The 26,349-nt window shown below is 67.1% G+C and carries 21 protein-coding genes; 14 read left to right on the forward strand and 7 right to left on the reverse strand.

Annotated elements, in window-relative coordinates; all coding sequences use genetic code 11:
• Window positions 1–22: 22 nt before the first annotated feature.
• Entirely contained in the window at window positions 23–6,154 is a 6,132-nt protein-coding gene (locus OG474_RS41755) for an RHS repeat-associated core domain-containing protein (protein ID WP_405059206.1), read from the forward strand.
• A gap of 226 nt (window positions 6,155–6,380) precedes the next feature.
• Window positions 6,381–7,376, forward strand: a complete 996-nt coding sequence (locus OG474_RS41760) for an AraC family transcriptional regulator (RefSeq protein ID WP_405059207.1) — start codon at window positions 6,381–6,383, stop codon at window positions 7,374–7,376.
• Here the strand turns inward: OG474_RS41760 and OG474_RS41765 are convergent.
• Entirely contained in the window at window positions 7,355–7,579 is a 225-nt protein-coding gene (locus tag OG474_RS41765) for a bacteriocin immunity protein (RefSeq protein WP_405059208.1), read from the reverse strand. The two genes, OG474_RS41760 and OG474_RS41765, sit on opposite strands and share 22 nt — an antisense overlap.
• Window positions 7,576–8,958 carry an RHS repeat domain-containing protein gene (locus OG474_RS41770; protein WP_405059209.1) on the reverse strand — a complete coding sequence of 461 codons (1,383 nt, stop codon included), beginning with the start codon at window positions 8,956–8,958 and terminating at the stop codon, window positions 7,576–7,578. Before OG474_RS41770 ends, OG474_RS41765 begins: the two co-directional genes overlap by 4 nt.
• A 44-nt stretch (window positions 8,959–9,002) precedes the next feature.
• Here OG474_RS41770 and OG474_RS41775 point away from each other — a divergent pair, with 44 nt between their 5' ends.
• Both OG474_RS41775 and OG474_RS41780 read left to right on the forward strand, forming a co-directional pair.
• A complete protein-coding gene (locus OG474_RS41775; protein ID WP_405059210.1) occupies window positions 9,003–9,833 on the forward strand; it encodes a hypothetical protein in 831 nt (276 codons plus the stop codon).
• Complete coding sequence (locus tag OG474_RS41780) at window positions 9,830–10,213, forward strand: GntR family transcriptional regulator (RefSeq protein WP_405059211.1); 384 nt, start codon at window positions 9,830–9,832, stop codon at window positions 10,211–10,213. The genes OG474_RS41775 and OG474_RS41780 overlap by 4 nt, the downstream gene beginning before the upstream one ends.
• 7 nt (window positions 10,214–10,220) lie before the next feature.
• On the opposite strand, the gene OG474_RS41785 is transcribed toward OG474_RS41780, so the two are convergent.
• Window positions 10,221–11,222 carry a hypothetical protein gene (locus OG474_RS41785; protein WP_405059212.1) on the reverse strand — a complete coding sequence of 334 codons (1,002 nt, stop codon included), beginning with the start codon at window positions 11,220–11,222 and terminating at the stop codon, window positions 10,221–10,223.
• Window positions 11,223–11,349: 127 nt separating this feature from the next.
• On the opposite strand from OG474_RS41785, the gene OG474_RS41790 reads away from it, so the two are divergent.
• Window positions 11,350–12,591 (forward strand): MFS transporter, encoded by a 1,242-nt coding sequence (locus tag OG474_RS41790; RefSeq protein WP_405059213.1) that lies wholly within the window; start codon window positions 11,350–11,352, stop codon window positions 12,589–12,591.
• A gap of 5 nt (window positions 12,592–12,596) precedes the next feature.
• On the opposite strand, the gene OG474_RS41795 is transcribed toward OG474_RS41790, so the two are convergent.
• Entirely contained in the window at window positions 12,597–14,678 is a 2,082-nt protein-coding gene (locus tag OG474_RS41795; RefSeq protein ID WP_405059214.1) for a M14 family zinc carboxypeptidase, read from the reverse strand.
• A gap of 267 nt (window positions 14,679–14,945) precedes the next feature.
• Here OG474_RS41795 and OG474_RS41800 point away from each other — a divergent pair, with 267 nt between their 5' ends.
• Window positions 14,946–15,656, forward strand: a complete 711-nt coding sequence (locus OG474_RS41800) for a class I SAM-dependent methyltransferase (protein ID WP_405059215.1) — start codon at window positions 14,946–14,948, stop codon at window positions 15,654–15,656.
• A 15-nt stretch (window positions 15,657–15,671) separates the two neighbouring features.
• Window positions 15,672–16,283 carry a TetR/AcrR family transcriptional regulator gene (locus OG474_RS41805; protein WP_405059216.1) on the forward strand — a complete coding sequence of 204 codons (612 nt, stop codon included), beginning with the start codon at window positions 15,672–15,674 and terminating at the stop codon, window positions 16,281–16,283.
• A gap of 46 nt (window positions 16,284–16,329) precedes the next feature.
• Here the strand turns inward: OG474_RS41805 and OG474_RS41810 are convergent, their stop codons facing one another.
• Window positions 16,330–16,902 carry a TetR family transcriptional regulator gene (locus tag OG474_RS41810; protein WP_405059217.1) on the reverse strand — a complete coding sequence of 191 codons (573 nt, stop codon included), beginning with the start codon at window positions 16,900–16,902 and terminating at the stop codon, window positions 16,330–16,332.
• A gap of 51 nt (window positions 16,903–16,953) precedes the next feature.
• Here OG474_RS41810 and OG474_RS41815 point away from each other — a divergent pair, with 51 nt between their 5' ends.
• The 7 genes from OG474_RS41815 (at window position 16,954) to OG474_RS41845 (ending at window position 23,902) form a co-directional block, all read left to right on the forward strand.
• Complete coding sequence (locus OG474_RS41815) at window positions 16,954–17,550, forward strand: cupin domain-containing protein (RefSeq protein WP_405059218.1); 597 nt, start codon at window positions 16,954–16,956, stop codon at window positions 17,548–17,550.
• Window positions 17,551–17,616: 66 nt separating this feature from the next.
• The gene (locus OG474_RS41820) at window positions 17,617–18,972 is read left to right on the forward strand and encodes an APC family permease (protein ID WP_405059219.1); all 1,356 of its coding nucleotides are present in this window, start codon (window positions 17,617–17,619) and stop codon (window positions 18,970–18,972) included.
• Window positions 18,969–19,397: a hypothetical protein gene (locus tag OG474_RS41825; RefSeq protein WP_405059220.1), complete on the forward strand. Its 429-nt coding sequence runs from the start codon at window positions 18,969–18,971 to the stop codon at window positions 19,395–19,397. The genes OG474_RS41820 and OG474_RS41825 overlap by 4 nt, the downstream gene beginning before the upstream one ends.
• Window positions 19,398–19,563: 166 nt before the next feature.
• On the forward strand, window positions 19,564–20,358 hold the full coding sequence (locus OG474_RS41830; protein WP_405059221.1) for a hypothetical protein: 795 nt from the start codon (window positions 19,564–19,566) through the stop codon (window positions 20,356–20,358).
• On the forward strand, window positions 20,325–21,776 hold the full coding sequence (locus OG474_RS41835) for a X2-like carbohydrate binding domain-containing protein (RefSeq protein ID WP_405059222.1): 1,452 nt from the start codon (window positions 20,325–20,327) through the stop codon (window positions 21,774–21,776). The genes OG474_RS41830 and OG474_RS41835 overlap by 34 nt, the downstream gene beginning before the upstream one ends.
• Before the next feature lie 54 nt (window positions 21,777–21,830).
• Entirely contained in the window at window positions 21,831–22,376 is a 546-nt protein-coding gene (locus tag OG474_RS41840; protein ID WP_405059223.1) for a TetR/AcrR family transcriptional regulator, read from the forward strand.
• A complete protein-coding gene (locus tag OG474_RS41845; protein WP_405059224.1) occupies window positions 22,373–23,902 on the forward strand; it encodes an MFS transporter in 1,530 nt (509 codons plus the stop codon). The genes OG474_RS41840 and OG474_RS41845 overlap by 4 nt, the downstream gene beginning before the upstream one ends.
• Window positions 23,903–24,474: 572 nt before the next feature.
• Here OG474_RS41845 and OG474_RS41850 read toward each other — a convergent pair.
• Both OG474_RS41850 and OG474_RS41855 read right to left on the reverse strand, forming a co-directional pair.
• Window positions 24,475–25,362 (reverse strand): cytochrome b N-terminal domain-containing protein, encoded by an 888-nt coding sequence (locus OG474_RS41850; protein ID WP_405059225.1) that lies wholly within the window; start codon window positions 25,360–25,362, stop codon window positions 24,475–24,477.
• 122 nt (window positions 25,363–25,484) lie between these two features.
• A complete protein-coding gene (locus OG474_RS41855) occupies window positions 25,485–26,345 on the reverse strand; it encodes a hypothetical protein (RefSeq protein WP_405059226.1) in 861 nt (286 codons plus the stop codon).
• Window positions 26,346–26,349: the final 4 nt, after the last annotated feature.

The following is a 26,349-nucleotide window of genomic DNA, read 5'->3' on the forward strand; positions in this document are numbered from 1 at the left end:
GTTCGATGAAAGGAGTGGCGCCATGCTGGTGCCGTTCACCGGAATAGTCACGGCCATCGCGCTGGCTGCCAACAGTCTGGTCGCCGTGCAGCCCGCACAGGCCGCTGTTGGTACGCCGGACGCGTGGCGGCCCGCGGCGCAGACCGAGTTCTCCGTGCCAGGGCACGACTACGTGCCGAAGTCGCGGCCGGCCGATCCGAAGGCCGCGTCCGTGCTGCGCCAACCTCCACAGGTGAGTAGACCGCAGCCGGGGGCGGCGGAGGTGTCGCTCCCCGTCGACGGCACCACCGCGCAAGCCGGCCAGTTGCCGGTTCGGGTCGGCGCGGCGGGGGTCCAAGGCGCCCTGTCGACGCGGGTGAACCGGGTACGCGTTCAGGTACACGACTCTTCAGCGGCTGCGAAGGTAGGCGCTTCGGGAATGCTGTTCACCGTCGGCCGCACCGACGCGGTGGCGAGCAGTGGCCAGGTGAAGGTCGAGGTGGACTACTCGGCGTTCCGTTCTGCGTACGGCGGTGACTGGGCGAACCGGCTGCGGCTCGTGCGGCTGCCGGCGTGTGCACTGACCACACCGGACGAGGCTGGGTGCTCGGACGGGCAGTTGCTGACGTCGAAAAACACTGGCACCAACCGGATCGCTACCGAGATCGCCGCATCCAGCCAGGACACGGTGCTGGCGTTGTCGGCGGCACCGGCGGGCAGCGCGGGTAGCTACAAACCGACCGCGTTGTCGGCATCGGCCTCGTGGAACGCGGGCGGCTCGTCGGGTGCGTTCACCTGGGGCTACCCGATGGACAGCCCGGAAGGTTTCGGCGGCCCGGAGCCCGATCTGAATCTGGGCTATTCGTCGGGTGACATCGACGGCCGGGTCGCGTCGACGAACAACCAGTCGTCGTGGGTCGGTGAGGGCTGGGGCCTGGACGAGGGATTCGTCGAGCGGCGGTACACGTCGTGCGCCGACGAGGTGAAGACGACGCCGAAGCCGCAGGACCTCTGCTGGGAGACCGACAACGCCTACCTGGTGCTGGGCGGGACCGCTTCCGAGCTGGTCCGTGACGACACCACCGGTACCTGGAAGCTGCGGGACGACGACGGTTCGCGACTGGAGCGGTTGACCGGTGGAGTGAACGGCGACAACGACGGCGAGCACTGGCGGCTGACGTCGCGCGACGGCACGCAGTACTACTTCGGGCTGAACCGGCTGCCGGGTTGGGCCGCGGGCAACGAGGAGACCGGTTCGGTCTGGACAGCTCCGGTGTTCGGCAACGACGCGGCTGAGCCGTGCCACGGGACGACGTTCGCGACGTCGTACTGCACGCAGGCCTGGCGCTGGAACCTGGACTACGTGGTCGACCCGAACGGCAACGCGCTGTCGTACTTCTACGGCAGTGAGACGAACTACTACGGCCGGAACCTGACCGCGACCGCCGGCACCCAGTACGAGCGCGGCGGCTACCTGAAGCGGGTCGACTACGGCCAGCGGTCCACGTCGATGTACTCGGCACCGGCTCCGATGCGGGTGTCGTTCGCGGTGGACGAGCGCTGCGCGGCGGGTGCGACCTGTGGCACCGGCGACATCACTGCGGCCACTGCCGCGAACTGGCCGGACGTGCCGTACGACCTGAACTGTTCGGCGGGCGCGAAGTGCACAAACTTGTACTCGCCGACGTTCTGGACGCGGAAGCGGCTCGCGTCGGTGACGACCCAGCTGTGGGTGTCCGGGACGACCTACCGCGATGCCACGTCATGGGCGTTGGGCTATGCGTTCCGTGACCCGGGTGACGGTACGTCGGCGGCGTTGTGGCTGGCATCGATCACCGCAACCGGCAAGGTCGGCGGGACCGCGTCGCTTCCTTCGGTGTCGTTCCAAGGCGTCCAGCTGGCCAACCGGGTGGACGCCATGGAGGGTATTCCGCCGATGAACAAATGGCGGTTGACCGACGTGTACGACGAAGCCGGTGGGCACCTGCACGTGAACTACTCGGCGGCCGAGTGTACGGCGGGCTCATTGCCGGTTCCCGAGCAGAACACCAAGCGATGTTTCCCGCAGTACTGGCAGGCCGACGGATCGGATTCGCTGACGAAGGACTGGTTCCACAAGTACGTGCCGGTCACGGTGCTGGAGGACGACCAGTCCGGTGTGGCCGGGATCGAACGCACCGACTACGAGTACCTCGGCGGCGGTGCGTGGCACTACGACGACAACGAGTTGACTCCGGTGAAGTACCGGACGTGGGGACAGTGGCGCGGCTACGGCCGGGTCCGGAAGCTCCACGGCAACCCCGGCGAGACCCGCTCGCAGGAAGAGACCCTGTACCTGCGCGGCATGGACGGTGACAAGCTCCCGAACGGCGGCACCCGCTCGGTGACGATCACCGACTCCCTCGGCGGCACGATCGCCGACCACCCCGCACTGACCGGGTTCGAACGCGAGTCCCTCACCTACACCGAGGCGGGCGGCAGCGTGCTGGAGGGCGTGATCACCGACCCGTTGATCTCCTCCCCCACCGCCACCCAGGTCACCCGCAACGGCACCCTCAAGGCCTACCTGGTCACCGAGGTCGCCGAACGGTCCCGCGAGGCGCTGTCCACCGGTGGCTGGCGCAACACCGAGACCCGCACCACCTACGACGCCTACGGACTCGAGGTCGAGGAGAACGACCTCGGCGACACCGCCAAGACCGGCGACGAGCAATGCACCCGCACCACGTACGCCCGCAACCTCGCGGCGTGGCTGATCGATTTCGAGGCCCGCGAACAGACCGTGTCCGTGGCCTGCACCGTGACGCCGTCGTACCCGGACAACGCGGTGACGGACGACCTGACCTACTACGACGGGTCCACCACGCTGGGGGCAGCGCCGACCAAGGGCAACGAGACCCTCACCAAGGAGCTCGGCTCCTATTCGGGCACCACACCGGTCTACACGCAGGAAGGACGCACGGTCTACGACTCCTACGGCCGGCCGGTCGAGACGTACGACCAGCTGGACCGCAAGTCATCGGCCGCCTATGCCCCGGCCAGTGGCGCGGCCGTCACCACGATCACCGTCACCAACCCGGCCGGGTACGTGACCACGACGACCGTCGAGCCCGCCTTCGGTGAGTCGGTCGCCGAGGTCGACCAGAACGGACGGCGTACCGACACGGCCCGAGACCCGCTCGGCCGGGTCACCGCGGTCTGGCAACCGGACCGGTCCAAGACGGACGGGAAGACCCCGAACCTCAAGTACTCCTACCTGATCCGCCAGGACGCGCCGTCGGTCATCACTACCGAGGAGGTCCGCGACGACGGCAGCTACGAGGCCAGCTACGACCTGTTCGACGGGCAGTTGCGCGAACGGCAGACCCAAGACCCCGCGGCCGACGGTGGCCGGGTCGTGACCGACACCTTCTACGACTCCCGCGGTCTGGAGGTGAAGTCCAACGGCGCCTACTGGAACAGCGGCGCCGCCGGTACGACGTTGCTCACCGGGGTCAGCGACACCGCCGTACCGGGCCAGGACGTGAACGTGTACGACGGCGCCGAACGCGAGACGGTGGAGATCTTCCGCTCGCACGGATTCGAGAAGTGGCGCACGACCACCACGTACGGCGGAGACCGCGTCAACGTGGACCCGCCGGACGGGGACACGGCCACCACGTCCATCACCGATGCCGACGACGCGGTGGTCGAACTGCGCCAGTACACCGGCGGCTCGCCGACCGGTTCCTACGACGCGACCACCTACACCTACAACGGCCACGGTGACATGGCCAGCACAACCGACCCGGCGGGCAACACCTGGGACACCGCCTACGACCTGCGAGGCCGGATCACCCAACGCGAAGACCCGGACACCGGGACCAGCAAGTTCACCTACGACAACGCCGGCCAGATGCTCACCAGCACCGACGCCCGCGGCTCGACCCTCGCCTACACCTACGACGCCTTGGGCCGCGTTACCGGCGTGTACGACGGGTCGGCCTCCGGCACCAAACGCGCGCAGTGGACCTACGACACGCTCGTCTCGGGCACAACCGTCAAGGGCAAGCTCGCGAGCTCGACCCGCTACGTCAACGGCAACGCCTACACCAAGTCGGTGGACGCCTACGACGCCCGGTACCGGCCGCTGACCAGCACCGTCACGATTCCCGCATCCGAGGGCAAGCTGGCCGGGTCGTACAAGACCAACACCGGCTACACCGCCACCGGACTGCCGTCGCTGGTGTCCTACCCGGCAGCGGGTGCGCTCGCGGCGGAGACAATGCGGTACGGCTACGACGCCGCCGGCCGGTTGCAGACCGCGAGCAGTGGTCTCGGAACGATGCTCACCGCGGCGACCTACACGCCGTACGACGAAGTCTCGCAGTCGACGCTGTCCGCCGCGGCCGGCAAGCAGCTCGTCCACACCGCGTTCTACGACGACGCGACCCGGAACCTGGACCGCGTCCTCGCCGACCGCTCGACCGGTCCCGAACACCTGGCGGATGTGAAGTACACCTACGACCCGACCGGCAACATCACCAAGATCGCCGACACACCGCAAGACGGCGCGAGTGATGTCCAGTGCTTCAGCTACGACTATCTGCGCCGGCTCACCGAGGCGTGGACTCCTGCTGCCGACTGCAGCACCCAACCCAGCGCAGGCGCGCTGGCCGGCGTAGCGCCGTACTGGCAGGGCTGGACCTACGACAAGACCGGCAACCGGCTCAGCGAGACCAACCACGACCCGGCCACCGGTGCCGCCACCACCTCCAACTACACCTACCCGGCCGCCGGCGGAACCCGGCCGCACGCACTGAGCGGCGTCGCCACCGGGACCCGGACCGACAGCTTCACCTACGACGCCAGCGGCAACACCACCGCTCGCAACGTCGCCGGGAAGGCCCAGACGCTCACGTGGGACGCCGAAGGCAACCTGGCCGGCCTCACCGAGAACGGCAAGGCCACCAGCTACCTGTACGACGCCGACGGTGAGCGGCTCATCGCCCGCGACACCGACGGATCCACCCTCTACCTCGACAACTCCGAACTCCACCTCAGCCCGGCCGGCACGGTGACAGCCACCCGGTACTACGACCTCGGCAGCACCAACGCCGTACGGAACGAGTCTGGTCTCACCTTCACTGTCTCCGATCACCACGGCACCAACACGCTGTCGGTCAACGCCGCCGACCTCGGCCAGGAGCAGCGCCGCTTCACGCCGTTCGGCGCGGCCCGCGGCACCGCACCCGCGACCTGGCCCGACGAACACGGATTCGTCGGCGGCGTCGACGATCCCACCGGACTCACCCACCTCGGCGCCCGCGAATACGACTCCGCCCGCGGTCGCTTCATCTCCACCGACCCGATCGCCGACTTCGACAGCCCGCAACAGCTCAACGGCTACGCGTACGCCGACAACACCCCGATCACGGCCAGCGACGCCGACGGCCTGTGGCGCGTCCTGCCCGGCGGCCACTACTGCGACGGGTGCGGCGGCTACAACAAGGCCCCGAAGAAAAAGAAGAAGGCCGCGGCGAAGAAGCCCAAGAAGGCCGCCCACTACTGCGACGGCTGCGACTACCAGCGGTACCTCGCGAAGAAGAAGAAGGCGGAGAAGATCGCGGCGGCCAAGCGGGCCGCCAAGAAGGCCGCGGCCAAGAAGGCGCGCGAGAAGGCGGCCAAGCTCAAGAAGAAGAAGGCCAAGAAGGCCGCCAAGAAGCCCAAGAAGAAGGAGCAGCGCAAACGGCCGAAGAAGGGCAAGGGGTCGGTCCTCGGCGGTGAGGTCTACACCATGGTGAAGGTTGCCGGCGTCGGCTACTCGATCTGCCGGTTCATCAGGGGCACCCCGGCCAACACCTGCGCCGTCCTCGGCACGGCGCTCGCGAAGGGAAAGACCGAGGGCGGCGGGTGGTACTACGCCATGTGGTACGTCTCCGCCCGCGGCACGTGGAGCCTCTACCGGGTCGGCGAGATCTGGAAGAAGGGCGACGTCACCCGGTCGGGCCAGCTCGGCAAGATCAAGGGCGAATTCAAGGCCGATGGCAAGGCAACCAGACGAGGCGTCGGCCTGTGGATGCTCTACGACATGCTCAGCGGCGACAGCCGCTCTCCACATCGGCTCGACCAGGAGAAGAAGAAGTGCGGGTGGGCGTGGCGGGCCACGTGGCACAGCGTCCTGAGTACCTGCTGATCTGAACAGTTTCGCGGCGGCACCGTCGTGGTCGGAGGAGATCTCCTTCGGCCGCGGCGGTGCCGCTGTGCTCACCCGCGCTCCTCCGGGACTTAAGACGCGGTAAGGATGCGGCGGCGGGACCGGCGGGAACCGAGGATGTGGGAAAGAATCCTTCCTAGGAGACCCGTCCAGTCGTTAGAAGTGACCGCCCCCGGCTCTTCGCGTCCGAACAAGGTGAGGCCCCATGTCCATCGCGCCCCCGGTTTCGTCCTATTCGATCGACTCGTGGACCACCGACGACGTCAGACCACCGGAACGTGTCGAGTACTGGATGAACGTCGTCAGCGCGGCAACCCGCTACCGGGTCGATCCGACCTGTTCACCGGGGACCTTCCGGGGCCGGCTGCTTCGCATCGGCACCGTCGCCTACACGCTCGGCCGGGCGTCTGCCGACTGCGCGCAGGGCCATCGAACCGCCGCGATGGCGTCCGAGGATCCGCACGCCACCCGCACACTCCTGTGGCCGATCCGCGGCGAACTGCTGGTCAGCCAAGACGGCCAGGAGCTGCGCATCGGCCCAGGTGAGGCGTTCCTGGCATCGTCGAACTCGCGGTTCGAAGCGAAGCTCGACCACGCCGACATCGCGCTACTGACGATCCCCGGGGCGGAGCTGGACCACCGCCTACGCCCCGCAGCACGCCGATCGGCGCCCCGGATCCTCGGCATCAACCGCGGCCTGGGCCGCGTCCTGGCAGGCATGCTGGGCGAGCTGTTCGCTCAGCGGGCGCACTTGTCAGCAGCCGAGTTCGATGCGATCTGCGATCGGCTGGTCGACCTGCTGTGCATGCTCGCCGTCGGCGACGACCGACCGGACACCGAGGGTGGCCTGGTCGAGGTCGAAGCCATGGTCAGACGCTATGTCCGCGAGCACGCCACCGACTCGTCTCTGACCGGCGCCACGATGGCCCGCGCCCTAGGCTGGTCCCTACGCCAGGTCCAGCTCGCACTACAGCAGGCCGGTACGACGCCCCGCGACCTGATCCGCGAAGAACGACTCGCCCTCGTCCACGAACGCCTGCGCAGCCCCGTCCACATCGTCATCGGCGAGCTCGCCCAAACCTGCGGCTTCTCCTCCAACAGCGTCCTCAGCGCCGCCTTCCGCCAGCGCTACGGCATCAGCCCCCGAGAATTCAGAGCGCACTACCTACTGGGCATGCTTCAGAGCTCTATTGCTCGATAACTCAATGCTTTGTCGACGACCTCGTCTGCTGTTGGTTGGTGGTCGAACTCGTCATCCCAGTAGAAGATGAGGTCCGACGCCCGAGGATGCGGCACCGCGGCCTCGAACTCCGCAAGCGCCGCGTTCCCTTCGGCCTCGGTCAGGTAAAAGCCTGTCGACAGGTTGCGGACAAGCTCGACCAGACGCACGCGGTCGGGAATCACCGGCCACCTCCGTAGTGGTACGACGGATTGAGTACCTCCGCATGGTAGCGAGGCGTGACGACGACAAGGTTGTCCAGGTCGAATTCGGCGCCACCACGGGACTTCGGTGTGCGGTGATGGATCTCGTAGCGCTCGCGCCCGCCGTACCTTTGAGTCTTGTGAACGAACGGGGCATTTCCGTTGCGCATCTGTGCCACATTCTCAGGCTTGAACTTGGATATCAACGCCGGGTCAGACGCTACTGCCTTCCAGAACTCCTCACGGAACTCCGGCCACTTGGTGAACGTGCGGCCGCTCAATGCGCTTCGAACCGAGTCTGGAATCAGCCCAGCGTTGCCGTTGGTCCCGCGAAGCCATGGCTTCAGTGCACTCGTACCGGCTGTGAGAGCTTTAGGAGCGCCGGTTGTGACTACCTTGCCTGGAACATTCGCGGTTCGTCCCAGCTCCAGCAGCTTGCAGGGCCGGCTGAGTCCGCCGCCTGGGATCAGGAAGTAGGGCAGGTTCTCACCGATCAGCACTCCGCCCTCGGAGCCATCGACGCCCAGGTGCTCCTCGGTCCACCCGTAATAGCTCTCGGACAGGTAGGTCGTTCCCATCTGGGAATCGGCTGCCTGGGGGATGGCGCCACCCACTCCCACGACAAGCTGCGTGCTCTGGGTCTGCCGATCCTCCAGACCGAATTCGCCGATCTTCTTGCCCGTCTCGACAATCCCGTCCCAGAAGTCCCCCCACGGAGACAAGCCGCTGGGGTCGGAGAGGAGGGTGGGGCGCTGGTTGGCGTAGGCGTAGGGAGTGATCGACGGGGCGTTGATGCTGGGGGTCAGAGGGTCTGGGGAGACGAACATGCCCGTGGGGTTGAGGTCGCGGGCTCGGAGGTGGTAGTTGCCGGTGGTGGATTCGAGGTAGGCGCCGGTGAAGCCGAGGCCGGGGTCTTCGGCGACGGTGTTCAGTTTTTCGCTGGTGCGTTTGGCGCCGAAGGGTTCGTAGCTGTAGCGCCAGCGGGCTGCGGCGGCTTGGTCGACGATGTCGGTGATGCTGCCCATGCCGTCGGCGAGCGTGAGTGAGCGGGGGTAGGACTTTCCGGGGTGTTCGACGTAGACGGGGGTGCCGTCGGGGGCGTAGCGGTGGCGCCAGAGGCTGCCGTCGGTGCGGGTTTCGACCCCGAGCATGGGGAGCGGGTTGTTGATGTCCCAGGAGAGCTTCTTGGTGCCGGCGGTGTTCTGGACCGTACGGCGCAGGTCCATCGCGTCGTAGGTGAACTTGGTTGTTGCTTCTTCGGTGATGCGGCCGAGGACGTCCCACTTGCGGCCGTTGCCTTCGGGCCCGAATCCTTGGCGAGGCGGCCTTGTATCAATGAGTTGACACAAGACCGCGGCCACTGCCATCCTGCTTTGTATCAGTCGAGTGATACAAGGAGGATGTTGTGACGTCGATTCCGCTGCTGGCGTTGGGGGTTCTTGTGGTGCTGGCGGTGGTCTTGGGGGTTCCGGTGGTCACGGTTCCGGAGGGTCCGTCCGGGCAGGGGGCGGGCTGGCGGATCGCCGGGCTCGTGGCCGGCGTGGTGGCGGCAGGTGCCATCGCCGCGTCCGCTCCGCTCGGTCAAGGGTTGTTGCTGTCGGCACCGGTCTTCGGGGTCATGGTCATGGTTGGCGTTGTCCTGGGTGAGTTTCGACGCCAACCGGTCGGTCCGATCCGATCCGCCGCGGTGGAGACTCGGCGCCTGCGGGACTACGTGCCGCGTCGGTCCGCTTTCATTGTCGGGATTGCCACGGTCGTTCTGACCGGGATCCTGATCTGGACGACGGCGCTCGGCTCACCGGATGACCTAGGCCGCGACGGGCGGGTACTTTCTCGCGTGTGTGGCGAGGTCTCGCGCAGCAAGGGACCGTGGCCCGGGTCGTACTACGCGGTGCCGCTCGGACTCCTGGTTCTGCTGGGACTGCTCGTGGCAGCCGTCGGCGGATGGCGGCTGGTCGCTCGTCCGCGTCCCCTGAACCGGGCGGCGCGTCCGATCCGCGATGACGCCTCCCGGCGCCGGTCGGCGGTGGCCCTGACAGGCGCTTGCGGGGTGGTCGTCGCGGTTCCCTTGGCCGGCATCTCCGCGGTGGCAGGTCCGACGCTGCTGTCGATGCCCTGCGCGCCGACCGCCTGGACCGTCGGTGGCGGCTTGCTGGTGCTCCTGATTCCTTGCTCACTAGTACTGCTGGCCTGGAGTCTGGTTGCGATCCTCCGGCCAACCAGGACATCCGCGTGAGCGGGACCCTGTCCGTTTCCGCATCCGACCCGACACCGCCGTACGAGCAACTGCGCCGGCAACTGGCCGATCTGATCGGCTCCGGGGTGCTGTCCCCCGGCGATCGGCTGCCGCCACTGCGGCAGCTGGCCCGCGATCTCGGCCTTGCCGTCAACACCGTTGCCCGCACCTACCGCGAGCTCGAGAGCGAAGGCATGGTCACCTCACACCGAGGCGGCGGCACTCGCGTCGCCAGCACCCCTCGGCTCAGGACAGCCGAACGCGGCGCTCGCCTGACAGAACTCGCTCAGACCTACCTGCACCAGGCCGCCCTGATCGGCTTCGACGCCACCGCCGCGATCGAATCAGTACAACAGCAAGCCAAGAAGACCCCGCAGTAGCGCCACCTCAGGAAGTCACGAGGGTCGTCTCGTTGGGAGCGTGTACGACGGTCGCCACACCGGACTCGAGTTTGATGTTTGCTGTCACCGTGAAGACCGGGGCGCAGTCGGGATCCACTGTGACTACGCCCTTGCTGAAGAGCATGCGGTGATGGATCTCGCGGGTGACGAGGTAGGTCTTGCCGTCCACGAGCGTTTGTGGGCCACCGCACCAAGCGCCGCCGGCCGTCTTCTGACGCACCCGAACGGTCAGCGAGACCACGGAATCGCCGCCCGGGACGACGACGTCGCCGGTGCACAGCGGACCGTTGGTCGTGGAGTCCTCACTGCCGCCGGACGAACTGCAGACGGTCACCTTGTGGTCGCTGATGAGATCGAACTGCGTGACGCCGGACGCGATCGTGAACGTCTTGTCGATGGGCGTCCAGTTGTCGCCCGGGTCGTCCAACCGCTTGGACGTCAGCGAGCTGGTGTCGAACGTGCGGGTCCAGGACGGCATCGGCGCACTGACCGCAAGGTACGAGCCGTAGTCGACGAACCAGGTATTCGACGATGCCGGTGAACCGGTCGGGTCGGGGCGCCGCCCAGCCGCGTAGAGCTTGCAACTGACGTTGCCCGAGTTCTGCGAAATGAAGACGAAGCGGGGGTTCAGAGTGATGCTCTGTCCACGCTGGACATTCATGTTCGCACCGACCTGCTGGCTGCCGGTTCCCGCGCAGATGATCGACGTCTGCGCCATCAGGAGCGGGTCGGAGGTACCGGTCCCCTGCTTGGCAAGCACGTTGGACGAGATATAGCGGCGCTCACCAGCGCTCGCCCAGAAGTTCGCCTCGAAAACCTGGACGAGGCGGCCCTCGTCGTACGCCGGAACTGTCCGGGTTCCCTCGCTGCCGATCGTCTCGATCTTCTGGTCAGTGGGCGGGGTCGCGCTGGCCGTTCCGGCAATCGCCGAAGGCACCAGCACTGCCACCATCAGGGCGGCAGCCGCCACACGTGAGATTCGAGCCATCTGCAGGATCCTCCATGGTCTAGACGAGCTGACGTTGTTACAGCCTGGCAGAGCCAACCTTCGGAAAACCTTTGGCGCGTGTTGAGCTGCAGGGAACTCGACACTGCCCTGATCTACCCTGGGCACGATGACAGTTCGGCAGCTGGCCGCCCGGTTCGGTCTTCCTGGGGCTTATCTCGGTACGACGTTTGCCAATGGGGCGACGATGATCGCGGTCATGGTGGCGGTGGCCGGGGAGGCGGGGACGGGCTGGGCCGTCTCGGCCGTCCTGATCTGCCAGGTGGTCCCCCAGATCGCGCTGGCGGCTCTTGCCGCTCCACTTGTCGACCGGGTGGATCAGCGCAAGATCGTGCTGGTCTCTTCGGCTGTCCAGGCATTCGTCGTCCTCGGTGCGGCCGCGCATCCAGTGACACTTGTGCTGATCTCGATGATCTTGCTCAAAGCGATCGCCTCGGCCTTGGACGCACCGGCCCTGCTCTTACTTGCCGAGAGAGCGAAGCAGGACAATGACGACGGCGGCGCACGGTCCTTCGCGAGGATGGACACGGCCAGACTTGTCGGCAGCTTGCTCGGCCCCTTGACCGGAGGGCTCATCGTCCAGTCGCTCGGCGTCGCGTGGGTTCTGGTTGTTCACGCTGGTGTGTTGCTCGTCCTGGCTACGCTCACGATGCTCACGCCGCCGCAGCGCCCCGCAGCTGAATCGACGTCCCAGAGTTGGTGGACGCAGGTCAAGGCTGCACCGCAACTGCTCCTCCAACAGGCACCCACCCGGGTGGCGATGATCGGCCTCGTCGCGTCGATTGTCTTCACGTCGTTCTACGCGGTGGCAGAGGTTCTCTACGGGTTGAAGACCTTGAGCCTGACGCCGCTCGGGTACGCCGTACTCGGGCAGTGCTTTATCGTCGGCCGGATCGTCGGCTCACGACTTGGGGCCCGCGTGACAGATCACCGCGCCCGGTCGTGGCTGTTCGGGTCAACCCTCTCGATGGGCCTCGGGCTGCTACTTCCGGGCCTTGTGGTGTCGCCCTACGCAGCTGGGTTGGGCTTTGCTGTTGCCGGCTTCTCCAACGCCGTCCAGGTCGCCTCGATCCGTTTCATCATTGTGGGTTCGGTTCCCAATGCCCTCAGGGGGCGGGCGCTGTCGACGATGGGATCGGTCAATCAGTCCGCTGGGCTGATCGGTACGACGGCAGCTGCGCCGGTGCTCGGCGCCGTCGGCCCGGCCGCGACGCTGCTGGTAGCGGGCGCCGGAACTCTCATCACAGCGCTCCTAGCCGCTGGCGCGAGCAAACGCCTCACCAGGAACGCTAATGCGCCGCTGGAGCCGGTGAGAACCAGCGGACCCCTCGATCGCCGAGGGGCCCGCTAGGTGAATCAGCCCTTGTAGCGGCGGCAGGGGTCGCCGACCCAGACCGTCTTGCCGCGGTCGACGGTGACGTCGCGAGCGCCGAGGAGCTTGCCGCCCTTGGTGTAGCAGCTCAGCTTCCAGCTCTCCTTGACACCGGTGTACGACGCGGGCGTCGGCGGGGCGAACTCGACCGAGCCGGTCCAGTCGGCCGTCTCACCACCGTCGAAGTTCTCCACTCGCACCGTGTACTGGCCGGGTACCGGGTCGATCAGGACAGCGACCTCCGGGTCGGCCAGCGACGCCGCCTGCGCGATCTGCTTGCCGTCCGGCCCGAAGACGTAGACGTCCCAGTCGACGTCCGGTTTGTTCCAGCCGATCTTGATCGAGGCCTTGCCGTTGTCGGCCTCCGGCGGCGCCTTGATGGTGAACGTCGCAGTCTCGGCCTGGCCCTTGACCGGAATCCCGTCCGGGTTGGTCAACGTGACCGACGGCTGGGTCGGTGCGACCGGATCGCGGCCCCAACGGCCCGCGACGTACGGGCGGGTGGACGGGTTGACCGACCACTTGAACGGGCCGAAGCCGGTGGTCAGCGTCGACTCGAGCTTGTCCGTGTAGATGACCGGATCCTTCGTCGTACCGTCCGGCTGGATCACCGGCGAGGTCGGCGTCTGGAAGGTCTTCGAGATCTTCAGCGTGCGGCCGGGTGCGGTCGCACCGAGGAGGGTCGAGTGCAGCTTGGCGTTGCCGGTGGCCTCGCTCATCGTGAGCAGGGCCTCGCGGTTGCCGCCCGTCCCCGCGCCTGGCGCCGGCGCCTGGCCGAGGTAGTGCGCGATGACCCCTTCGGCGTACGGCGGATGGAAGGACGAGCCGATCTCGAAGGTGAACCCGAAACCGCCGGTTGCCCAGTAGCTCCAGTCCTCGGTCGAACCGGTGGTGTCGTACAGCTGGTAGCTCGGCTGGTTCGTGTAGCCGTTGTCCGCCGCCAGCGATGCTCCGAGAGCCTTGTAGACCGGCTCGTCCGGGGGTGCGCCCGCGGCCATGACGCCCGGCGGACGCAGGATCAGGTCCCCGAAGGTGTGCAGAGTGATCAGTCCGGTCACCTGGCGGTTGGAGACGACCCAGCGGACGTTCTGGACCTCAGGCAGGATGGACGGCTCGTCGCCGCGGTAGGTCTCACTGCGGTAGTTGGTGCTCGCGCCCGGTCCACCCCAGAAGCCCGGGTAGTTCCGGTTGGGGTCGGTCCCCCGCTGCACGCCCTGCGGGTTGTTGCCGCAGTCGCCGCCGAGCTCCTCGGGCAGCGTCTTGGCCGTCACCTCACACGACTTGCGCTTCATCTCGTAATCGAACTTGCTGAAGTCACCCTTGGGCGCGGCCTCGCGCGAGGTGTTGTAGCCGTCGACGTTGATGATCGGTACGACGATGGTGCGCGTCTTCTGCACGATCGACGTGATCCGCTTGTTCTTGCCGTAGTTCTTGGTGAGATCGAAGGCGTACTCGATCGCGGTCTCGGCCGACGGCCACTCGCGCGCGTGGTGCGCGCCCATCAGGAAGAAGACGGGCTTGCCGTCGCTCACGTTCTGCGGGTTGGTGGTGATCTCGATGCCCCGGACCGTGCGGCCCTCGCTGGTCTTGTAGGGCAGCGTGATCGGCTTGACCAGCTTCGGGTACTTCTTGGCCAGCAGCGTCAGATCCGCCTCGTAGTCGGCCAGCCGACGGTACGTGTCGCGCCCGCTGGGCAGCGGCGAGACAGCGGTCTTGGCCGCGTACGCCGCATCCTCGGCGCGGTCGAGACGGTTCTGCTCCTCGACATCGGCGACCTTGACGGTCCACTGGTAGCCGGCCGACTTCAGCAGGCTCCGCTCGCGCGCGTCGCCGGCGAACACCGTGACGGAGTCGGCGTCGGCCTGCTCGGTGACGTCGAAACCGAGTTTGAGCAGCTTCTCCTTGTCGGCGCGGGTCGGCGTACTCACATCGAGCAGCTGCGATCTGTTGTCCGGCGGCGGATCGGCCTGGGCCGGGGCGGGCAGCCCCTGTATCCCGGCGACCACCGCGGCGACGGCGACCGCGCAACCCACCACGGCAGTGCCACGGCGTTTGGTCCAGTTCATTTCGGGCGTACCCCCACTCTGTCGGACCGCGGGCGGCAGGCTGCCTGTCAGGCGGCGCGGTGCGACTCGTGCGCACATGCTCACCCGGGACGGAGCCGAAGTCGAGCGGATTCGCCACATCAAGGGTCTGCCCTCGGGGATCCGGGGTGGTAGCCGATCGGGCACGAAGCGTGGTGACGGTCTGGTCAGCCTGCCTTCGGCGGACTACGGTGAACTCATTGACCGGCCGCTCAGTCAATTAGATCACTCACCGGAGGAGCAGAGCTGATGAATCAGAACGGACCGCAGTACGAGGTCGACTTGGTGGACATCGACTTCGACGGGCTGTACCGGGGTTCGGAGTTGGCGCCCGGCGTGGCGCTGCCCGCCATCCCGTGGGACATCGGACAGGTGCAGCCCTTCGTGGTCGAACTCGAGGCGGCCGGACGTTTCCGCGGCCAGGTGCTCGACATCGGGTGCGGACTGGGAGACAACGCCATCTATCTGGCGGGCAAGGGCTATCAGGTGCTCGGCCTCGACGCTGCGGCTACCGCGATCGAGCGAGCGCGGGAGCGCGCTCGCGAATTGGGGGTCGAGGTCGAGTTCGAGGTGGCGGACGCGTTGAAGCTCGACGGCTTCGACGGGCGGTTCGACAGTGTGCTGGACAGCGCTTGTTATCACTGCTTCGACGATGCCGACCGGCGGGTCTACACCGCCGCTCTGCACCGCGCCACCACCGAGGGCGCGCTGCTCAACCTGCACTGTTTCACCGATGCCGGAACCCTGAGCTCACACCCACTCACCTTCTCCGAGGCCAATCTGCGCGAAACCCTGGGTGCGGCGGGCTGGGAGATCACAAGCCTCGACCAGACGGACTACCTCGTCAACGCCAAGCTCAAGGACTTTGCGGCCGCCCTGCATCTGCGACTCGACGAACCGGCCGACGGCTCCGAGCTTCCGCGGATGCCGGTGTGGGCGCTTCAGGCAGTCCGTGCGTAAGGCAATAATCAGCAGATGCCAGAACCGTCCGGGGTTTCGCAGCGACAGCAGCAGGCGCAGTGGCGCCGTGAGCAGTTGCTCGACGTAGCGATGTCCGTGTTCGGTACCAGGGGTCTGGAGTTGGCCAGCACCCGCGAGGTCGCGGCCGCCGCGGGTGTGACGCCTGGATTGCTGTACCACTACTTCCCCAGCAAAGAAGCGCTGGCTCTGGCAGTCATCGCCGAACGGAGCCTGTTGCCTGAGCTCCGCAGCCTGCTGGCCGCCACCGCCGGCCAGCCGGCCGCGGCGGTGATTCCCCGCTTCATGTCCGAGTGCGCCGTCCTGGTGGCGGAGCGGGCCCCGCTCTTCGGCCTCTTCATCAGCGGCGCCACGAGCAATCCCCGGATCCGCCAGGAACTCCACAACGTCATCGCCGAAGGCCAAGGCCTGATCGCCGGCTACCTCACCGCCGCCGTCGCGCGCGGCGAACTGCGCGACCACGATTCGGCCGCGGTCGCGCACCTGATGATCGCCCCCGTCGTCCTCGGCCAGATCGTCGGCGTACCGGGCCACGCCGACGCCATCGGCGCCCTCCTCGTCGACCACCTGGCCCAACACGGCACCGTCGGCGACCGGCCCGAACCGTGAAAACGTCCGCGCCCAGCAGCGAGCGTGAACCCAAGAGCAAGGTCTTCTAGCTGAGGCTGGCTGCGGCGCGGGCGGTTCGGTCGAGTTCGCGGCGGGCGAGGACGGCGAACCCGACATAGGCCGGACTTGCAGCCCAGCGTCCGTACGCCGCGCCGAACGCCGCGATGCCGGCCAGCCCGGCCAGCTCGGCTGTCCTAGCTGCGACGCCTCGATCCTGCAGCGCTTCGGTCATCGCCTGGGCAAGCACAGCGCGCTTGAGTACGGCGCGCTCGTGCAAGGTCGCCGAGGAAGCGATCAGGCGTTGCCGAGTCGCGGCGTTGCGGTGCCGATCGGCGTCGAAAACGGGGCCGACGGCAACGATCGCGGCACGTACGAGCTTGAGCGGCGAGGCGCCTGCCGCGCCGTCCGCGATGGTCTGCCGGAAGGTTCCGGCGAGCAGGTCCTGGCCCCAGAACAGCACCTCGGGCTTGTCGGGGAAGTGGCGAAAGAACGTTGCCTTGGTCAGTCCGGCGCGGCCGGCGATCTCGGCGGTGGACACCGCGTCGAACCCGCGCTCGGCGAACAGTTCGAGGGCGGCGTCCTCCAGCCGCGAGTGCGCCTCCGGTTGCCAGCGAGCCATGATCCCACCCTAGCAGCGCGTTGAGACCCGGTCTCGTTACTGTGTACAGTGATGAGACTAGGACTCATCACCGGGCCATGCCTGGACGCATTCGAGGAGGGCAATCAGATGGTGGTTCGCCGAGTCGTCACAGGGCACGACAGCGAGGGCAGGTCGCGCGTAGTGGACGATCGGACCGTGGAGCCGATCACCTCCGCACTGATGCCCGGGTTCGTCGCTTACCGGCTGTGGGGACGAGACGAGCCGCCCACGTTCCCGGACGGCGGGTCGCCCAGCGGCGGCGAGTCGTGGTTCCCGCCGCGGGAGGGATCGCGCTTCATGATCATCACGCATGCCCCGGAGGGGCTGACCCCGTCGCCGGATGTGGACACAGCCGCGGCTACCGCCGAGCTGGAGCGGCAGATGCCCGGCGTGATCAGCTCGATGGAGCCCGACGGCTCAGGGATGCACACCACCGACACGATCGACTACCTGATGGTCGTGCACGGCGAGGCCACGCTCGAACTCGACGACGGCACACGAGCCGTCTTGCGGGCAGGCGACGTCGTCATCCAGAACGGTACCCGGCACGCGTGGCGCAATTACGGCACCGAGCCCTGCACGATAGTTGCTGTCGCGGTCGGCGCGGACCGCACGACAACCCAGTAGCGTCTGCGACAACGGCCGCAGCGCCTCACGGACGACGGGCCCACGGGATGGCACTCTGGGGGCACGATGACGACAACAGCTGATTCACGGTCCCGCGGGCGCAGTCTGCGGCGGGATGCGCTTGGGTTGGGAACGTGCACCGCGATCGGGATCTCCTCCTCCGCACCGGCGTACTCGCTGGCCGTTGCGGTCGGACTGCTCGCCGCGTACGTCGGTACGGCCGCTCCCCTGGTTTTGGCGCTGTCGGCCATACCGGTCGTCCTGGTAGCGCTCTGCTTCCGTGAGCTGAACAGGACCGAGCCGGACTGCGGTACGACGTTCCCGTGGACCGAGAAGGCGTTCGGAATAGGGGTCGGCCGCATGGTTGGCTGGACCACCGTGATGGCCTGCGTCCTCGTCATGAGCAACCTGGCCCAGGTTGCTTCCGTCTACACCTATCTGCTGCTCGGTCTGGACGGTGCGGCCGACTCCCGCCCGGCGCAAGCTGGTCTGGGGGCCGTGTTCATCATTGTGATGGCAGTGCTCGCCTACCGTGGCATCCGGATCGCCGCCTGGACGCAGGCGATCCTGCTGACGGTGGAGGTCGTCGCGCTGCTCTGGTTCGCCATCAACGCCTTCCGCGAGGCCGGCACCCTGAGCTTCGCGACAAACACCGGCGAGGGCAAGTGGGCCACCGGAGTACTGGTCGCAGTGTTCCTGTACTGGGGCTGGGACTCGTCCTTCAGCGTCAACGAAGAGACTCGCGAACCACGCCGCACTCCGGCGATCGCAGCACTCATCGCCAATGGCTTCCTGGTCGTCCTGTACGCCGTAGTCGCGTGGTCGGCGCTTGCCTACGCAGGGGTCGGTCCGCTGGCCGACATCGCGGACGACGACTTCTTCTCGGTCCTGAGCAACGACCTACTCGGTACTGCGGGTGGCAAGCTCCTGATCGGCGCAGTACTCGTCTCCGCGCTCGCCTCGACCCAGACGACCATCCTGCCGACCGCCCGGACGATGCTGTCCATGGCTCGACGCGACGCGTTTCCAGGGCAGTTCGCGCGGATCTCCGCTCGCTTCCACACCCCCAGCGTCTCCACCCTGGTCTTCGCCGTGGCGAGCCTGGTCATCTACGTCACCCTGGTACTCACCTCGGACGCAGTACTCGCCGACGCCGTCGGCGCCGTCTCGGTGCTGGTGTCGCTCTACTACCTCGCCACCGCGATCGCCGTACCGGTGTATTTCACCGGCCAGCTCAAGGGCCGGTTGCTGCAACGGGTAGTTGTCCCGCTGCTGGCGGCGGCGTCGTTCGTCACCGTACTGGTGCTGGCTGTCTCCGACGTGGGTACAGGTCCCCTGGTTGTGGTGGGTGTAACGATGGTGGTGGGCGCGCTGATCATGTACTCGATGAAGCCGCCTGCTGAGGGGGAAGGCAGGATATGACGCAGTCTGGACCGATCAGGCGGATGCGCAGTGCCGGTATCACGCTCGGACTGACCGCGCTGGTCGCCGCTTCGCTGACCGGGTGCAGCAACGACGACGACACGGCCGACTACGCGGCGATCTGTGTCGACCCGCAGACGCAGCAGCGGACCGACGACAACGAGTGCAAGGACGAACGCGAGTACCACGGCTCCGGGGCCGGATTCTTCTGGTTCTACATGGCCACCCGCGGCGGTTTCCTGGTGCCGCCGATCGGCGGCCGCTACAACACCGGCGACGGCAGCTACACCACCTCCAACCTGCGCAACTCCTCCGGCGGTACGGCGACCATCCAGCGCGGCGGCCTGGCCACCAAGGGCGGCAACATCGGCACCATCGCGCGCGGCGGCTTCGGCAAGGCCGGCAAAGGGAGCTCCGGCGGCTGATGTGGCGACACTCGAGCAAGCCCCGCTCGCCGAGTAGATTCCGCGGCGCCGCAGGCAGCCCGAGCGACTTGTCGATGAGCCATGGCCAGGTAGCGCTGTGGAGTGCAGACTTTCTGAATGCCGTGAATTAACTGGCGGCGTGGACCAACAGAAAGGTCACCCTGCCATGGCCATTTCCCCTGGACGCAGACGCTTGCGGGTGTCTGCGGCGGCGCTGGTGGTTGCCGCGCTCCTCCCCCTAGGCCTGTCGTCGACCTCGGTCGCTGCACCGACCCGTACGGCGGCCGCGGCGGGCAGCACGCTTGCGGGACCCGCCAGCGAGGCCGCGCGAACGCCGTACATGGGTTGGAGTAGTTACAGCATGCAGGTCTACTCCAACAACGGCGGGACGTGGATCAACGCCGCGCAGCTCAAGGCGCAGTCCGATGCGATGCACCAGAAGCTGCAGCCGTACGGGTACAAGTACATCAACATCGATGCCGGCTGGAACGACGGTGTCGACGCCTACGGCCGCCCGAAGCCCAGCACAACGCTGTTCCCGAACGGGTTCCAGGAAGTCATCGACTACATCCACGCCAACGGCCAGAAGGTCGGGATCTACAGCATCCCCGGCATCTCGCCCGCCCTCCGGCAGGCCAACCTGCCGGTCTTCGGGCATCCGGAGTGCCGGACTGGCGACCTCGCACTCCAGCCGCTGCAGCAGGCTGACTACTGGGGCTTCGGCCACCGCATCGACATGGCCAAACCCTGCGCCCAGGCCTACCTCAACTCGATCGCCGATCTGTACGCCGAGTGGGGCATCGACTTCCTCAAGTTCGACAGCGTCACTCCGGGCTCCGGGCACAACGACCTCTCGCTCGACGCGCGCGCCGAGGTGGCCGGCTGGTCGCAGGCGCTGACGCCGCACGGGATCTGGTTCGAACTGTCGTGGGCGCTCGACATCAACTACGCCGACTACTGAACGCCGACAGCAGCTACACCGTTGCCCTGTTCAACCTCGGCGGTTCACAGGCCACGCTCACCACGAACTGGTCCGACCTCGGTCTGGCCGGTGGAGCGCAGGTGCGTGACCTGTGGGCCAAGCAGGACCTGGGCAGCTTCGCGTCCGGGTTCACAGCGACCGCAGTACCCGCACACGGCGTACGACTGCTGAAGGTGACACCGCAGGCCGGTTCGACGATCAGTGTGAACAACGACAATCCGGCGATCAACTACACGGGCACGTGGAGTCGTAGCTGGAGCCGCGGACTCGGCGACTACCAGGACGACGTCCAGTACGCGCAGACGACCGGCGACGCATTCTCGTACACCTTCACCGGGACCGGTATCGATTACGTGACCGAGAAGCACGCGTCACAAGGTGATGTGGACATCTACGTCGACGGCGTCTTCAAACAGACCGTGAGCACGTACCAAGCCAGCGGTCGTGGCGCGCAGCAGGTCGTCTATGGCATCTCCGGCCTCACCAACGGGATCCACACGATCAGAGGCGTGCAGAAGACGGGCCAATTCATCGTTCTCGACAAGTTCAACGTCCGCACGCCGGGCGGTGTCCGCACCGTCTCACTCAACAACAACGACCCACAGATCGCCTACACCGGGTCATGGGGCAACAGCACCGGCCGCGGCTTCGGCGACTACCGCGACGACGTCCAGTACGCCGAAGCGAACGGCGACGCCTTCAGCTCGACCTTCGTCGGAACCGGCGTCGACTACGTGACCGAGACGCATGCATCACAAGGCGAGGTCGACATCTACATCGACGGCGCCTTCAAACAAACGGTCAACGCCAACCAGGCCAGCGGGCGCGGTGCCCAGCAGGTCGTCTACAGCATCTCCGGGCTGGCGAACGGCACGCACACAATCCGCGGGGGGAAGAAGTCCGGCCAGTTCATGCTGGTCGACCGACTCGACGTACGACAGCCGAGTCTTCTCACCCCGGACACAGCGGTCTTCGACAAGAAGACCTCCGCTCAAGCGGACGCCGTCGTACAGCTCGGCCGACCAGTAAGCGACCTGACCTCCATCCAGCGAGGCAGCACGACACTGCTCAACGGCACCGACTACACCACCTCCGGCACGGCGGTCACGATCAAGAAGAGCTACCTCGCGGCCCAACCCACCGGCTACAGCAACCTGAGCTTCACCTTCCGCAGCGACTACCGCGACGACATCCACGCAACGACCGCGAACGGCGCGTCCCTCGAGTTGACCTTCAAGGGCACGAGCGTCACCTGGCTCACCCCCCGTAGCCCCCGACCAAGGCGAAGCCGACGTCTACGTCGACAACGTCCTCATCCAACGGGTGGCGCAAACTACGGCACCGAGCCCTGCACGATCGTCGCCGTAGCTGTCGGCGCTGACCGCGCCGCGAAATGAGCCACATTCGGCCATTTTGAGACATTATTGTCTCATATGAGTTATTCTGAACTCATGGCGATGGATCGAGAGCAGGTACTGCGGGACGCGGCGGAGCTGCTGATGCGGCGGTCCGGTGCGACCTTGGACGAGGTTGCCCGGGCGGCCGGCATCGGCCGGGCGACGCTGAATCGGCACTTTGCCGGGCGGGACGCGCTGGTCCGTGCGATCGAGGACCTCGGGGTGGCCGAATGCGAGGCAGCATTGGCGAAGGCGCAGCTCGCGGAGGGGACTGCGGCCGGCGCCGTCCGCCGGATGCTTGCTGAGCTGGAGTCGTCGGCCGGTCTGCTCGCGTTCCTCTACAGCGAGAACCAGCTGTTCGAGGGCGATCAGAACGAGGGCTGGGCACGGCTCGACGCGAAGCTGGTCGCGCTGTTCCGGCGCGGCCAGGAGTCCGGTGAGTTCCGGCTGGAGCTCAGTCCGGTCTGGCTGACCGAGGCGGTGTACGGACTCGTGGTCTCAGCCGCCTGGGCCATCGCCGAGGGCCGGTTGGCCCGCAACGACTTCACGCCCATGATCGCCGAGCTGCTGCTCGGCGGCGCCGTACGGAGAAGCTCATGACGCACGAGACCACCTCCGGCACCGCGGTGACCGCTAGGCCGGGACGGTGGCTGGCGCTCGCCGTACTGGTGCTGGCCGTCCTTCTGATCGCGGTGGACGCGACGGTGCTCGGCTTGGCGACGCCCTTCCTGACCGAGGACCTGAAGCCGTCGGGCACCCAGCTGCTCTGGATCGGCGACGTGTACTCGTTCGTGCTGGCCGGTCTGCTCGTCTCGATGGGCAGCCTCGGCGACCGGATCGGCCGCAAGCGGATCCTGCTGATCGGCGCCACCGCGTTCGGTGCGATCTCGGTCCTCAACGCCTACGCGAACTCCGCCGAGCTGATGATCGCGGCCCGGGCACTGCTCGGTATCGCCGGCGCCACGCTGATGCCCGCCACCCTGGCGCTGATCCGCAACGTCTTCCACGACCCGCGCGAGCGGAGCCTGGCGATCGGCATCTGGGGCGCCGCGGCATCAGCCGGGATGGCGGTCGGCCCGATCGTCGGCGGTGCGCTGCTGGAGCACTTCTGGTGGGGCTCGGTGTTCCTGATCAACCTCCCGGTGATGGCGATCCTGGTCGTCATCGGCGCGAAACTGCTGCCCGAGTCGCGCAACCCGAACCCAGGTCCCTTCGACCTCGCCAGCGTCGTCCTGTCGATGGCCGGCATGATCGGCATCGTCTACGCGATCAAGGAGTTCGCGGCGCACGGCTTCGGCTGGCCGGCGCTCGCCGCCGCACTGGTCGGTGCGCTCGCGCTGTACGGCTTCGTTCGCCGGCAGTTGCGGATGCCGATCCCGCTGCTCGACCTCACGCTGTTCCGCAACCGCGGCTTCAGCAGCGCCGTGCTGGCCGACCTGCTGACCATCTTCGGACTGTCCGGACTGATCTTCTTCCTCTCCCAGTTCCTGCAACTGGTCCAGAACCGAGGCCCCCTCGAAGCCGGCCTCGCGGAGCTCCCCGCAGCGATCGGCTCGATCGTCGCCGGCCTCCTGGCCGGACGCGCAGCACGGCGCTTCTCGGTGCGATCCGTGGTGGCCGGCGGGCTGGCCGCGATCGGCCTGGCACTAGCCGCGCTGACCACCATCAGCACCAGCACCGGCTACCCACTGCTCGGCGCAGCACTCCTCGTAGTCGGAGCCGGAGCCGGTTTCGCCTTCACGGTCACGGCCGACGTAATCCTTACCGCCGTCCCGAAGGAACAAGCAGGCGCAGCGAGCGCCGTCTCAGAGACAGCGTACGAACTAGGCGCAGCACTCGGTATCGCGCTCCTCGGCTCGATCGTCACCGGCATCTACCGCAACTTCCCCAGCCCAGCCGGTACGCCGGAGGTCGCGCACGAATCACTAGGCGGCGCAGCCGAAGCAGCCTCCCACCTCCCTCCCGAAACCGCAGCAACCCTCCTCGAAGCAGCCCGCCAGTCCTTCACCAACGGCGTAGCAACCGCCGCCGCCGTCGGCGCAGCCGTCCTGCTCGCAACCGCCGTCACCGCCTGGTTCCTACTCCGCGACCAACACCTCACCACCGACGCAACCCCCGACCCCTAGCCCGCCGTCAGTGGGGGTTGTCGAAGAGGGTTGCGAGGCGGAAGCGGAGGCGGCGTACCAGGGGGATTTTGAAGCCTTTGGGTGGCTCCGGTACGGCGTGGGGGTGGCCGGCGAGGGACCAGCGGCGGTAGGGGGTTAGGGCGCGGTGGTCCTCGGTGTAGCCGCCGTTGGGGAGGCGGACGACGCGGCCGGTTTCTACGCCGTGCTCGGCGAGGTCCAGGTCTGCTCGCTCCAGGCCAAGGCAGATGCGGCGGGTGACGACCAGCGCGATCGGGGGGCCGATGATCAGGAGCACCTGGAAGAGGTGGATGAGTACGTTGAAGGATCGGTGGAACGTGAGGGCGAGGGTATCGGCGCCGGCGGCTGCCCAGAGGATGCCGTAGAAGACGATGCCGGATACGCCGATGCCGGTGCGGGTCGGGTTGTTGCGGGGGCGTTCGAGGAGGTTGTGGTTTGTGCGATCGCCGAGGATCCAGTCCTCGATGAACGGGTACGTCGCGAGCACGATGAAGAAGAAGGTGCACAGCGCGACCGGGAGCAGGATGGCGAGTGTCAGAGTCCTCCCCCACAGCTCAACCTCCCAGCCCGGTGCGAGCCGCAGCGCGCCGTCCAGGAAGGCGAGGTACCAGGCCGGGCCGATGCCCGCCGAGGCGTCCGCCGGGTCGGCCGGTCCGTACAGCCAGATCGGGTTGATGGTTGCGGTGGCGCCCATCAGCAACGAGACGCCGACCACGAACGCGAACAGTCCGGCGCTCTTCACCGCGGCCACGGCCGCCGGGCGGCCGACGATGTTGGCGTTCGTCCGTCCCGGGCCCTCGAACTGCGGGTCGGAGCTTGAGCCCGAGGACCGCGAGGGCGATGAAGAGCACGATCATGACGGCGGGCAGCACGTACACGTGCAGCGGGTAGAAGAGCGCGATCACGTCGCCGGGGAACTGACCGCCGAACATCAGCGACGACAACGCCGTACCGATGAACGGGATCGACTTCACCACGCCGTCGATGACCGCGAGACTCGATCCCGACAGCATGTCGTCCGGGAGCGACGTACCGGTGAGGGCCCCGCCCAGCATCACGAGGAACAGCGTGAACACGACCACCCAACTCAGCCGCCGCGGCCGGCGGAAACCACCGGTGAAGAACAGCCGCAAAAGGTGCAGCATGATCGCCGCCACCATCAGCAGCGACGCCCAGTGGTGAACCTGCCGCACCAGCAACCCCGCACGCATCTCGAAGCTGATCGCCAGCGTCGAGTCCAACGCCCGCGACATCGTCACCCCACGCAGCGGCGCGTACGGGCCGTCGTACACGACCGGATCGAGCGACGGCTCGTACGGCACCATCAGCACCAACCCACTGACCGACACCACAACGAAGCTGTAGAACGCGATCTGCCCGAACAAGAACGACCAGTGATCCGGGAAAACCCTCCCCCGCAACCCGTCCAACCAGCGGCGCATCAGCCCGACCTCCCGCCACAAAACCCGCTCAGCCGCAACCCGCAGCTACACACAAGACCCCGCAGCCGCCCACTTTGTGACGCCCTATGAGTCACCTCACAGGCGACAGTCAGGTCCCGCCGCTATCGGCAGCAGAGGTCCGCGACTGTGGCTGCTTGCTGGCCGGCCAGGACGATTCCCAGTCCCACGGCGGCTATCAGGAAGACGACTGGCTGAAGGAGCTTTCGATCGGCCCATGGTGGAAAGACTTGGACCAGAGCCCACAGGGCCACGGCGAACGAGATTCCGACTACGACGAACCACAGGGTTGCTTCGGTGCCGAGGGTTCTTGAAGGTGTCGCAATCAGCGCGGCTCCCTCCGGTACGCCCTCTCCCCAGAGCCACCGTCCGACGGCCAGCGGGCCTACGAAGCTCAGGGCGAACAGCGTCGCCCAGCCGCCGCCTCCGCGATTCTTCTTGCCAGGCGCAACGCTCGCGGAGCGCGCTAGTCTGCCGGGGACCGCAAGTGCGCAGACGATCAGGACAAAGCCGATCACGAGGGCGAGGGCATGGTCGCGCCAGGCCGTGACTCCGCCGTCCAGCAGGGCCCAGGCGGTGCCACCCGCTGTTGCCACTGCCAGCAGCCAGGTGAGGACGACGTTCCATCGCAACGTCGTCCGAGCGACCGCGCTGAGCGCACCTGCCGCTATGAGTGCAATTGGAAGCGGAAAGGTCCAGGCCACGTCCCCGACACCGTTCAGTGCAAGGACTGATAATGGCCGGAGTTGCTCGAGCACATCCGGGAAAGGTCCCGCCCACAGGAGTTCGGGAACATAGGCGGTGATGAAGAACAGGGTGCCGACGACGGCGAGAATGACGAGCGGCCAGGTTGCGAGGCCGACCGCCGACTTATAGTTGCCTGATCTGTCAACGACAGGCGTCGACGTCTCCTGGATCGGCGTCGGTTTCCACTGGCTGGTGATCTCGAAGTCGGGGTCGCTCATCAGG

Origin of the sequence: Kribbella sp. NBC_01505 (genome assembly GCF_045040285.1) — a bacterium.
Lineage (GTDB): Bacteria > Actinomycetota > Actinomycetes > Propionibacteriales > Kribbellaceae > Kribbella.

What these genes read in the sequence shown, in the direction of transcription:
- OG474_RS41755 (WP_405059206.1), top strand. Translation starts at nt 23, where the DNA reads ATGCTGGTGCCGTTCACCGGAATAGTCACGGCCATCGCGCTGGCTGCC.
- OG474_RS41760 (WP_405059207.1), top strand. Translation starts at nt 6,381, where the DNA reads ATGTCCATCGCGCCCCCGGTTTCGTCCTATTCGATCGACTCGTGGACC.
- OG474_RS41785 (WP_405059212.1), bottom strand. Translation starts at nt 11,222, where the DNA reads ATGGCTCGAATCTCACGTGTGGCGGCTGCCGCCCTGATGGTGGCAGTG.
- OG474_RS41790 (WP_405059213.1), top strand. Translation starts at nt 11,350, where the DNA reads ATGACAGTTCGGCAGCTGGCCGCCCGGTTCGGTCTTCCTGGGGCTTAT.
- OG474_RS41795 (WP_405059214.1), bottom strand. Translation starts at nt 14,678, where the DNA reads ATGAACTGGACCAAACGCCGTGGCACTGCCGTGGTGGGTTGCGCGGTC.
- OG474_RS41800 (WP_405059215.1), top strand. Translation starts at nt 14,946, where the DNA reads ATGAATCAGAACGGACCGCAGTACGAGGTCGACTTGGTGGACATCGAC.
- OG474_RS41805 (WP_405059216.1), top strand. Translation starts at nt 15,672, where the DNA reads ATGCCAGAACCGTCCGGGGTTTCGCAGCGACAGCAGCAGGCGCAGTGG.
- OG474_RS41810 (WP_405059217.1), bottom strand. Translation starts at nt 16,902, where the DNA reads ATGGCTCGCTGGCAACCGGAGGCGCACTCGCGGCTGGAGGACGCCGCC.
- OG474_RS41815 (WP_405059218.1), top strand. Translation starts at nt 16,954, where the DNA reads ATGAGACTAGGACTCATCACCGGGCCATGCCTGGACGCATTCGAGGAG.
- OG474_RS41820 (WP_405059219.1), top strand. Translation starts at nt 17,617, where the DNA reads ATGACGACAACAGCTGATTCACGGTCCCGCGGGCGCAGTCTGCGGCGG.
- OG474_RS41825 (WP_405059220.1), top strand. Translation starts at nt 18,969, where the DNA reads ATGACGCAGTCTGGACCGATCAGGCGGATGCGCAGTGCCGGTATCACG.
- OG474_RS41830 (WP_405059221.1), top strand. Translation starts at nt 19,564, where the DNA reads ATGGCCATTTCCCCTGGACGCAGACGCTTGCGGGTGTCTGCGGCGGCG.
- OG474_RS41840 (WP_405059223.1), top strand. Translation starts at nt 21,831, where the DNA reads ATGGCGATGGATCGAGAGCAGGTACTGCGGGACGCGGCGGAGCTGCTG.
- OG474_RS41845 (WP_405059224.1), top strand. Translation starts at nt 22,373, where the DNA reads ATGACGCACGAGACCACCTCCGGCACCGCGGTGACCGCTAGGCCGGGA.
- OG474_RS41850 (WP_405059225.1), bottom strand. Translation starts at nt 25,362, where the DNA reads ATGCGCCGCTGGTTGGACGGGTTGCGGGGGAGGGTTTTCCCGGATCAC.
- OG474_RS41855 (WP_405059226.1), bottom strand. Translation starts at nt 26,345, where the DNA reads ATGAGCGACCCCGACTTCGAGATCACCAGCCAGTGGAAACCGACGCCG.